The sequence below is a fragment of the Ligilactobacillus agilis DSM 20509 genome (assembly GCF_001436215.1).
Lineage (GTDB): Bacteria > Bacillota > Bacilli > Lactobacillales > Lactobacillaceae > Ligilactobacillus > Ligilactobacillus agilis.
This window is the reverse complement of record NZ_AYYP01000029.1, coordinates 24,563-32,808: the sequence shown is the minus strand read 5'-3', so window position 1 is coordinate 32,808 and position 8,246 is coordinate 24,563. Positions and strand designations below refer to the sequence as shown.

Annotated in this window: 13 protein-coding genes and 1 riboswitch; of the genes, 2 read left to right on the top strand and 11 right to left on the bottom strand. The window is 39.3% G+C overall.

Going from position 1 to position 8,246, the window contains the following annotated elements; all coding sequences use genetic code 11:
* Positions 1 to 40 precede the first annotated feature (40 nt).
* The 7 genes from FC14_RS04340 to FC14_RS04320 form a co-directional block, all read right to left on the bottom strand.
* Entirely contained in the window at positions 41 to 313 is a 273-nt protein-coding gene (locus tag FC14_RS04340; protein WP_156655738.1) for a hypothetical protein, read from the bottom strand.
* Positions 314 to 346: 33 nt separating this feature from the next.
* A complete protein-coding gene (locus FC14_RS04335) occupies positions 347 to 832 on the bottom strand; it encodes a hypothetical protein (protein ID WP_056976621.1) in 486 nt (161 codons plus the stop codon).
* A gap of 54 nt (positions 833 to 886) precedes the next feature.
* Positions 887 to 1,051: a hypothetical protein gene (locus FC14_RS10525; RefSeq protein WP_156655737.1), complete on the bottom strand. Its 165-nt coding sequence runs from the start codon at positions 1,049 to 1,051 to the stop codon at positions 887 to 889.
* Between the two features lie 81 nt (positions 1,052 to 1,132).
* Complete coding sequence (locus FC14_RS04330; protein ID WP_056976620.1) at positions 1,133 to 1,648, bottom strand: hypothetical protein; 516 nt, start codon at positions 1,646 to 1,648, stop codon at positions 1,133 to 1,135.
* Complete coding sequence (locus FC14_RS04325) at positions 1,638 to 1,856, bottom strand: hypothetical protein (protein WP_056976619.1); 219 nt, start codon at positions 1,854 to 1,856, stop codon at positions 1,638 to 1,640. Before FC14_RS04325 ends, FC14_RS04330 begins: the two co-directional genes overlap by 11 nt.
* On the bottom strand, positions 1,772 to 2,014 hold the full coding sequence (locus tag FC14_RS11125) for a glycosyltransferase (RefSeq protein WP_082618680.1): 243 nt from the start codon (positions 2,012 to 2,014) through the stop codon (positions 1,772 to 1,774). The genes FC14_RS04325 and FC14_RS11125 overlap by 85 nt, the downstream gene beginning before the upstream one ends.
* 66 nt (positions 2,015 to 2,080) lie before the next feature.
* The gene (locus FC14_RS04320) at positions 2,081 to 2,722 is read right to left on the bottom strand and encodes a nitrogenase component 1 family protein (RefSeq protein ID WP_056976618.1); all 642 of its coding nucleotides are present in this window, start codon (positions 2,720 to 2,722) and stop codon (positions 2,081 to 2,083) included.
* A gap of 199 nt (positions 2,723 to 2,921) precedes the next feature.
* Between FC14_RS04320 and FC14_RS10870 the strand changes: the two genes are divergently transcribed.
* Together FC14_RS10870 and FC14_RS10865 are read left to right on the top strand one after the other, a co-directional pair.
* The gene (locus FC14_RS10870; protein ID WP_235804501.1) at positions 2,922 to 3,422 is read left to right on the top strand and encodes a hypothetical protein; all 501 of its coding nucleotides are present in this window, start codon (positions 2,922 to 2,924) and stop codon (positions 3,420 to 3,422) included.
* A complete protein-coding gene (locus FC14_RS10865; RefSeq protein WP_235804500.1) occupies positions 3,397 to 3,903 on the top strand; it encodes a WYL domain-containing protein in 507 nt (168 codons plus the stop codon). Before FC14_RS10870 ends, FC14_RS10865 begins: the two co-directional genes overlap by 26 nt.
* A 56-nt stretch (positions 3,904 to 3,959) precedes the next feature.
* Here FC14_RS10865 and FC14_RS04310 read toward each other — a convergent pair whose 3' ends face one another.
* From FC14_RS04310 to FC14_RS04290, 4 genes are all read right to left on the bottom strand, one after another.
* The gene (locus FC14_RS04310) at positions 3,960 to 4,358 is read right to left on the bottom strand and encodes a hypothetical protein (protein ID WP_056976617.1); all 399 of its coding nucleotides are present in this window, start codon (positions 4,356 to 4,358) and stop codon (positions 3,960 to 3,962) included.
* 30 nt (positions 4,359 to 4,388) lie between these two features.
* Entirely contained in the window at positions 4,389 to 5,255 is an 867-nt protein-coding gene (locus FC14_RS04305) for a hypothetical protein (protein WP_056976616.1), read from the bottom strand.
* Positions 5,256 to 5,531: 276 nt separating this feature from the next.
* A complete protein-coding gene (locus FC14_RS04295; RefSeq protein WP_056976615.1) occupies positions 5,532 to 7,172 on the bottom strand; it encodes a hypothetical protein in 1,641 nt (546 codons plus the stop codon).
* A gap of 242 nt (positions 7,173 to 7,414) precedes the next feature.
* Complete coding sequence (locus tag FC14_RS04290; RefSeq protein ID WP_056976614.1) at positions 7,415 to 7,993, bottom strand: ECF transporter S component; 579 nt, start codon at positions 7,991 to 7,993, stop codon at positions 7,415 to 7,417.
* A gap of 117 nt (positions 7,994 to 8,110) precedes the next feature.
* Positions 8,111 to 8,230, bottom strand: a riboswitch (FMN riboswitch).
* Positions 8,231 to 8,246 lie beyond the last annotated feature (16 nt).

The window sequence follows — 8,246 nt, the reverse complement described above, 5'->3', positions numbered from 1 at the left end:
AAAGCATGAAGTAGCGGGAAGTATCCACTATTTCATGCTTTCAAGTTTCAGTTAACAAAAATAGCACCAATAAGGTAGGGACATCAATTAAACCCTTAAAACTAGTTATTGCTTTAATTATCATTTTGAAAGATATCTTCTTGTTATAATTGTTAGCTTTTTTGAAAGCTGTATTCAAAATATCCTTAAGTTGATTGGCAGCGGATATTTGAAAAATATTTTGGGGACTACTGCTGTTAATTTTATCCACCTGCTCTAATATTAATTGAATTGTTCGCGCTACTTCCTCACTAGGCTCATCATCAATGTTCATTAGGTCGCGTTCCCTTCTGAAAATTCTCATTTTCTACCGAGCTTCCCAGTGATATTTCAGAAGGTAACGGCAAATAATGCGGACGATTTCATCGTTTTCCGGTAAGACAGCTACTGTAGAATTTGTCAGACGTCGACGAAATTGCCTACTGCTATTTATAGCAGATTGAATAATTATAATATTCTGTCCACCGTTATTAGTGCCAGCTTTTTTATCCTTATAAACCTCAACAAAATACCTATCACACAAATTAATTATTAGACTACTCATCCAACGAAATGAGAGCTTATTTGTTTCACAATATTCGTAAGGATAGTACCTCACAGATGCTCTAATCCTGTAAATATCTGCTAGAGTGATTTCATCTTTAGAAGCAATATCCATGAGTTCCTTACGCCAACCAGACTTAGAATCCATGCTGTCATTTAATGTTAATCTATTTGTCAAATAAAAGGCCAGTATGACTCCACCTAATGTAGCAAATGCACCAATTATTGCTCCAATAACTTCTGGGTCCATCAAACCACCGCCTTTGTTTTAAATTTGAATTTTAACATTCCTAACTTTGCTACCCTAGACGTCAAGCCCAACTTCTTGAGTTAGGTCGCTAAGAGTCTGGTTTTTCACCTGGTTAATTTCGACAATCAAATCATGTTCGGCCTTATTGAGGTAGTCGCTTTGGCGGAAATAATCAGCTTCTAAGGTCAGAATGGCTGCTAGCTTAGCTTCTGGCTCCAAGCTGGCTAGCTCACTTAGTCCGGCCTTAAAATCAGCCTCAAGCGCTTGAGCTTGTTCACTGCTACCCAGGATACTTTTTGCTTAGCCTAAACGCTTAATTGACAAAGTGTTTTCTGCGATGCTAAAAAAGTGCCCATCCCGGTTAAGTTTGGTCAACAGGCTAGTTAAGTCTTGGTCGCTGACAGTAAATGCCGGCCCGAAAATTACACAAGAAATGTAAGGTAAATCGCCTAGAATGACAAACTGCTCGGGTAAGAGGTTGTGGGTCTTGTCGTCATTAGTAGAAATGACTTGGGTGGAATCAGCAGCCAGGTGGAAAAAGAGGTTGCGTTTATTAAAAATATGGGCGATTTGGCTTAAAAGCTCATCATACTTAGTGCTATTTGAAACAATGATTTGCGGTTGAGCCGATAAACGCAGGTAGCTAAAATATTGGTCGATGAGCTTCTTAGCAAAGGATAGCTCGGCTGGATTACTTAGCTGAATGACTAGGTTATGCATGACTTGTTTTCTCAACTTCTCTTGTCCTATCCGTCCCAAGGGGGAGTAAGATTTGCTAAAATATTCAAAGCGATAAATGTCTAAATTATTTTCCATTGATTTGCCCCCTAACTTTCAATAAACTTTCTAGGTGTAAGACTTGTTTTTCGTAAGGGAGTTCGGCTAAGGCGTAGGCTCGGTTTAACTCAAAGGCACACTGACTTAATTGGGGCTCTGACATTACCTGACGCATGTTAGCTTCGAAGGCTGCCAAATCGCCGTGATCAAAACTAGCCCCTGCACCCTTAGCAAAAGTATCTTGCAAACAGAAATTTTAGACGTGATGATGTAACAACCATTGCGTAACGCTTCGCCGATGACATTGGGACTGCCTTCTGAATAAGAACTCAGCGCAAAAACTTTGGCTCTAGCATAGTAGTTTTCTAGTTTAGCTTTATCGGCAACTGGACCGACTAACTGGATTTGTTTTTTAAGTGGGGATTTTTGTGCTGGTAAGACTTTACCAAGAACTCAAAGTTAGAATCATAGCTACCGACTAAAACTAGCTGCTAGTTTAGCAAAGGTTGAAACTAATACCTTCGTATTTTTATTTTCATCTTGGCGGACCACGTTTAAGATGATATTTTCTTTTATGTCAAAGCTAAGCTCCAGGTTAAATGTTTTAATTGGAAAACCATTTCTAATCAAGTCAATCGGCCGCTTCCACTTCTTAGCCAGATAACTTTGCATCGTCCGCCCCTCACAGCTAATTAGGTCACAAGCCTTAATCATATCTTGTTGAGGTGACTCTTGGTAGTTAATAATATCCATCCAGTATGGATTAGCATCAAGTTTTAAAATTACCTGACCATCAAAGTGTTGTTTAAAATAGTTAATCGCCTTCCCATAGTCGGGATAAAGCCCAAAGCAAAAGAGCCGGTCAATTTTGCCTTGATAATTTTTAAGATAATCGACCAGGTAGTCAGCCCATTGCTCACGTGGTAACAAGGGAGCGTAGTCAACCTCAAGTTTGGGGAGGTATTTTAAGTAGGTGAGCTCCTCTTTTTTAGCTGTGACTAGTTTAACTTGGTAACCCAGGTTGGTGAAGCTATAGGAGATTAAGACACAGTCTTTTAAAAGTTGTTCGTTTCTATAAGCCACGTATGGACAGAGGGCTACTAGTGTTTTCATAAAAAAACCTCACTTTCAGGTAGTTGTCTATACCAAGACAATCTAAAGCTAGGTGTTTATCTATGATCATTTTCATTGCATTTACCCAGTAACTATGCAAGTAGTTGCTAAGATTAGACATTATTTGACCTGTTAGCAACTTTTCTGCTTAATTTAGTGGACACAGCTAACTAGAGTCCTTAAAATAAAAGTGACTTTATTGAAAGGACTGATAACTATCGAAAAAGCAAACGCTGCTACTAGACAGCTTTATCTCTACCGGCTTTTAGCTTCGGGGGAGCGCCTGGCTAAAAAGGACCACCAAGATAAGTTTAAAATTGACGCCCGCACCGCCCAACGAGACTTTGCTAGTATCCGAAATTTTTTAAGCGACTATTTTAATAAGTATAACCTAGAATATGACGCCAAAGAACATAACTATTACCTAAATAGCAATGGCCTTGGCTTAAGTAAGGCCCAGTGCTTGGTCTTAATCAAGGTCTTACTAGCAAGCCGCAGCCTAGCGAAAAAGGAGTTAGAACCTTTAGTCGCTTCCTTAGTGGCCTTACTTACCCCCCAAGACCAAAAAGACATCAAACCCATCATCCGCAGTGAACTGGCTAGCTACGTTGAACAAAAACACCTTAAGGACAAGCAACTTTTGGCGGCAATCTATACTTTTTTCCAAGTTAATCTTGCAAAAAGAAACTATCACAATTGAATACCTCACCCAAAGGCATAAGTATATTACTCGCACCATCGCCCCGGTGGCCTTGACCTTTTCGGATTATTATTTTTATATCGTGTCCTACAACCCCCAATTTAAAAAGAACATCATCTACCGGTTAGACCGAATTTTAAATTGGAAGTATTCTGACCAAAAGATTCCTGACGATCAGCGAATTCCTTTTGACTTAGGGGACGAAAAAAAGAAGATTCAGCTCATGTATCCCGGTACACCAATTACTGTCCAATTTAAATACACCGGGATTGTGGAAGCTGCTTTGGACAAGTTTCCCATCTCAAAAACCATTAAAAAAATTGACGAGCAAACCTTCTTACTGGAAGTAACCACTTATGATACTGGGGCCTTAATGTGGTTTTTGAGTCAAAAAGACATGGTGACCATCGTTAGTCCACCTGAGTTTCGTGACAAGATGAAAGCCACCATTCAAAGGATGCTGGCTAATTATGAAGACTAGCAAAAAACGAGGCTGGAAAAAATTTTTCCAACCTCGTTTTTTATTTAGCTTTTAAACTATGCGATAGCTTCAGTAACTTTCTTTAGAGCATCTAGATATTCTTTGATTGCAACTGTTTGTTTTTCAATAATATCTTCCGTTAAGCCAATTTTTTCTGCGTATTCCTTGATAAATTCCTTTTCGGTTCCATCAACAGTCCCATCTGAATATAGTAGCCCGAGTGTTTCTAATAGAACAATCTTTTTAATAGGTAGCTCCGAGCTCTTAAACACCGCAACAATTTCATCAATTGAAAGGATGTCTTCTTCATTCCAAGTAGGAATGTCCATTTCCTTACAGTATTCATGAATCATCATTTTTTCTTCTTGGGCAAAGACATCATTTGACTTTGACGCATGAACACTTAAACTAATAAAAGCTTCTTTTTCTTTTCCAGATAACTTTCCTAAAAACATTAACCATTCCTCCTAGATACTTAACTTTTACTAGAACTCAGCCCGAACTTTGTCCAAAACTTGATCTGCTTTTAAAACAACGGAACGTACTTCGTATTTATTTACAATATCGATACCATCCTCAGCATGATTTTCAATCTTTAACTTAGTCTTAAGCATTTTATACAGTATTCCTACAAGCAAAACGGTATTTTCTATCGTTTCCTTCTCATCTCTAGTGAAATCGTTCCAATTTTTCTTTCCATAATAATTAACAATTTCATCCAACCTATCCAACCGTCTTCTATATTGAGTTTCAACTTCCATTAAGGCTCGCTCAAAGTTTTTGGCCACAGTAGTTAACTCTTTAAGATAACCAACGATTTCTTCGACCTTTTCTTCAGTCCTTAAAGCCTGCCTATAAGCTTCATCAGCTTGTTTGGATAACCTTGAACCGGTTATGCTTAAAATAACGCTTCCGACAGCTAGACCAGTACCTCCTAAAAGGATAGATTCAAGTGCTATCCCACTACATACCATAGCTACTCCACTCGAGATTTCCCTTAACTCATCGGCTTGAAATTGTGGGAGATCTATCCGCCCAAATTTCATATTCTTAAAATCAGGCCGGTCTTGAATCTGTTCAATTATATTCGAAAAAGTTTCAAAGCTAGCCCTTATTTTCAATTCACGTTTAACAATGGAGTCCATCAAGGCTGTTGTTTCCTTGTTCTGTTCTTCACAGCGGTTAATGGCTTGTTCATGCTTTTGCTTAGCAAGATTCATGGTGTCATTTGCTTCCTTCATTTTAATACCACCATAAATTCCAGGGGCTAATCCTGCCGTAATCCCCCCTGAACGAATTCTAGCAACACCCGCAACGGCGGCTAACCCGCCAATAATAAGTGGTAATGGCATCTTAATTTCCTCCCTGTTTTTTATTTTTTAATGCCTTGGCTTGTAATTGCCTACATACCTTATAATTCATCTCATAATATTCTTCTTTGGTGTAAAGATCCTTAAAAAAAAGCTCATAACACTTGTCAACCCTGCAAAACAAGGGACGTTCATCATAAATGGAACACTTATTTCCTACCAGATATTTACAAGTGCCATCCCCTCTATCTAAATCCTTATATAAGGGCGATTTATCAAGATTGCGACAACACTCGCCACAAGAACTACATTTAAACATCATTCAAATACCAAATGATTTGACCGATCGCCCATAAAGCTGTCAAAATCACCTTTCCAAGGAATTTTAATGTCAAAGGTCTCGTAAGCAGCAAGCAAGATTGTGTTAAGTTCTGCTTCTGACTTGGCAGTTTCAATCTTTAAAGCTAGTTGCTGGTATTTTGCCGTCTCAGCCCGGAAGCTGGCAATATCAATCTGGCTCAATTTGGCGGCCAATTCTTCAAAGGCATCGGCAGCTACTTTATAATCAGCTACTACTCCTTGAAGCCCCAGGTAAAATTTATCTATCAGTTTATTGATAAAATCGCTCCTGTCCAAGAAAATAAGTAGCGTGCAGGAAAGCAGTCCACTTACTAATGATGAACAAAATGTAATCACAGTTGGTCCTATTGGAGTAGCAGCTATAGGCGTCGTAGCAATTAATTCACCAACGGCTGACCCGACAAGGACACTCGCCCCCGTAGCTAAAATTACTGTCGCAGTTTTTATCCGCTCTCCTAGCTCAAGGTTATCGGGATTGAATAATAAGACCTTTCCTGCTTGCACAACCGATGCATAAATTTGCCGAATCGACTTAACAACATTTTTGGCCGTGGTAAAAAAGATATTACAGATAGTGGTTGTCAGGCTTGACAAGGCCCCCGCTAAGAAACCTTCGCCAAATTTAGCCAGGATTTCCCGGTACTTTTCCTTGGCGTTTGTAACCCCCTTTTTAATTCCATTAGCAACTGCTTCCAACATCTCTTTTAAGTTTTTGCCAGGTGCCAGCGATTGCAGTTCTGCTTTAGCCGCAGCCCATACTTCATAAAGTACCAATCCTGCTGCCTGACGCAGCCCCATTTTTGCACCGAGACTACCGGCACCTTTAACTGTAGCCGTTAAAAATTTTGAACTCGTATAATAATCCAATGCAACTTGTCTATCATAGGCTTTTCTTGCGTGTTGTTCTTCAGCCCGCACCTTATTCGGATTAATTTCTTCTTGCTTCTCTAGTTTATTCAATTCCTTGCGTTCTTTATCGGATAGAGAAGATTTGGCTTGTAATTCATTAATCCTAGCCTGCCTTTGGGGACCTTTCTCCGCCCAAGTTTGCAAGTATTCTTCTTTATCCTTAGCTTGCATGGAGCGATTGATGCTCCTATCCGTAGGCTTGAGGTTATCTTTAGTATTTGCAAGGTCCGTTCCCTTTGCTCCAGCTAAGATGCGCCCTGGATCGTCATGAATCTCTTTAGCAGAAATAACATGGTCTAAATCCATCTTGGCATTACGGGCCACCCCCTTACCTGTATACGCATCTGTTAGGGTGCCGTTCTTCTTGTTTTCACTCATCTTTCTATTGATAGTGATATAACGTGGATCTTGGTGATACTTTCTTGAATCGTACGCCCCCCGATTAGCATAATCCGCTGCATTTTGAGCATTTTTGTAGTGCATCTTGGGGTCTTTGCCTATTTGTCTAACATTATGGATAGTATCAACATCTCCCCCATGTTGGTCTTGAATAAAATCCAAGCCAAAAGATGTAATTAGACTCTGGACGATTACATTTTCGTACTGCTCCCAAACGTCCTTGAGCACGTTTTCATTTTTGTCAATATCTGGTGAGAAATCATTGTTTACTTCAGCAACAAACGAAGCCATATAACCACCTCCAAGGATATTTTACACAATTTAGCTAAAGATTATCCACCATAATTAGTCTTTGCATTTTTATTAGTTTTGATTATAAATTTTACTTCCTGACTAAAAGATAAATCAAAAGCTAGACAGGATTTGTCTATAATCAAAAAATCCTAACCAAATTTTTTAGCTTTTGCTCAGATTCTCAACCAAAATTTACCCATTAAAAAAGTGCCCGCCTAAAGGCAAGCACTGCTTTGATTTTAATGACTTAACTGACTAGCTTTTTGACCTAACCAAGCGTGAAGCTTAGCATAGACTAACGAAAAGATGGTACCCACTAAGGCCCCCTTAATTAGGTTGAAAGGTACGACCCCAGCCAAGACCATAGTTGCTAGTGGCACATTTATTTTAAGACCTAAGACCGCAATGTATAGCGGGGTAATAACTAACCAATTAGCTAGTGATAAGAAGAAAGTCAAACTGACCGTAGCTAAACTAATTGCTTTGACGTAAGCAACAAACTTAGTCTCTTGCTTTCTTAGGGTAAAGTAAAGCGGTAAGCAAAAAGCAAAGCTAGCTAAGAGGTTAGTGGAAACCCCGATAAGACTTGCCACAGAAACTCCTTCTACTAAAAGGTAAAGTAAGGAGCGCACAACGGCTACCAGGCTACCACCGGCTGGTCCTAAGGTGAAGAAACCTACTAAGATTGGCACGTCGGCAAAATCAATCTTCATCCACGGTACCATTGGAATAATGGCAAAGGAAAAGAACATTAACAAATAAGAAATTGCGGCTAAGCATGCAACTAAGACATACTTTTTCGTTGAAAAATGGTTCATAAAAGAATCCTCCCTAGCGGATTATCTTCATGCTTCCAGTTTTCACCTAAGTAAAAGAAGAAACCACTTACACCTAGTTAGGGCAAGTGGTTTCAGCTAGTCTTTACTTAAATAAAATACTATCTTCTTCCATCCAGACTATCACTGTCGGTTTCGGAATTGCACCGAATCAACCTTAAACAAGGGTCGCGGACTTTTACCGCCGGTCGGGATTTTCACCCTGCCCTGAAGATAAACCATTAATTTTTAACAC

Excerpts from the sequence above, each read along its gene's own strand:
- FC14_RS04340 (WP_156655738.1), bottom strand. The coding sequence starts at position 313 with ATGAACATTGATGATGAGCCTAGTGAGGAAGTAGCGCGAACAATTCAA.
- FC14_RS04335 (WP_056976621.1), bottom strand. The coding sequence starts at position 832 with ATGGACCCAGAAGTTATTGGAGCAATAATTGGTGCATTTGCTACATTA.
- FC14_RS04330 (WP_056976620.1), bottom strand. The coding sequence starts at position 1,648 with ATGGAAAATAATTTAGACATTTATCGCTTTGAATATTTTAGCAAATCT.
- FC14_RS04320 (WP_056976618.1), bottom strand. The coding sequence starts at position 2,722 with ATGAAAACACTAGTAGCCCTCTGTCCATACGTGGCTTATAGAAACGAA.
- FC14_RS04310 (WP_056976617.1), bottom strand. The coding sequence starts at position 4,358 with ATGTTTTTAGGAAAGTTATCTGGAAAAGAAAAAGAAGCTTTTATTAGT.
- FC14_RS04305 (WP_056976616.1), bottom strand. The coding sequence starts at position 5,255 with ATGCCATTACCACTTATTATTGGCGGGTTAGCCGCCGTTGCGGGTGTT.
- FC14_RS04295 (WP_056976615.1), bottom strand. The coding sequence starts at position 7,172 with ATGGCTTCGTTTGTTGCTGAAGTAAACAATGATTTCTCACCAGATATT.
- FC14_RS04290 (WP_056976614.1), bottom strand. The coding sequence starts at position 7,993 with ATGAACCATTTTTCAACGAAAAAGTATGTCTTAGTTGCATGCTTAGCC.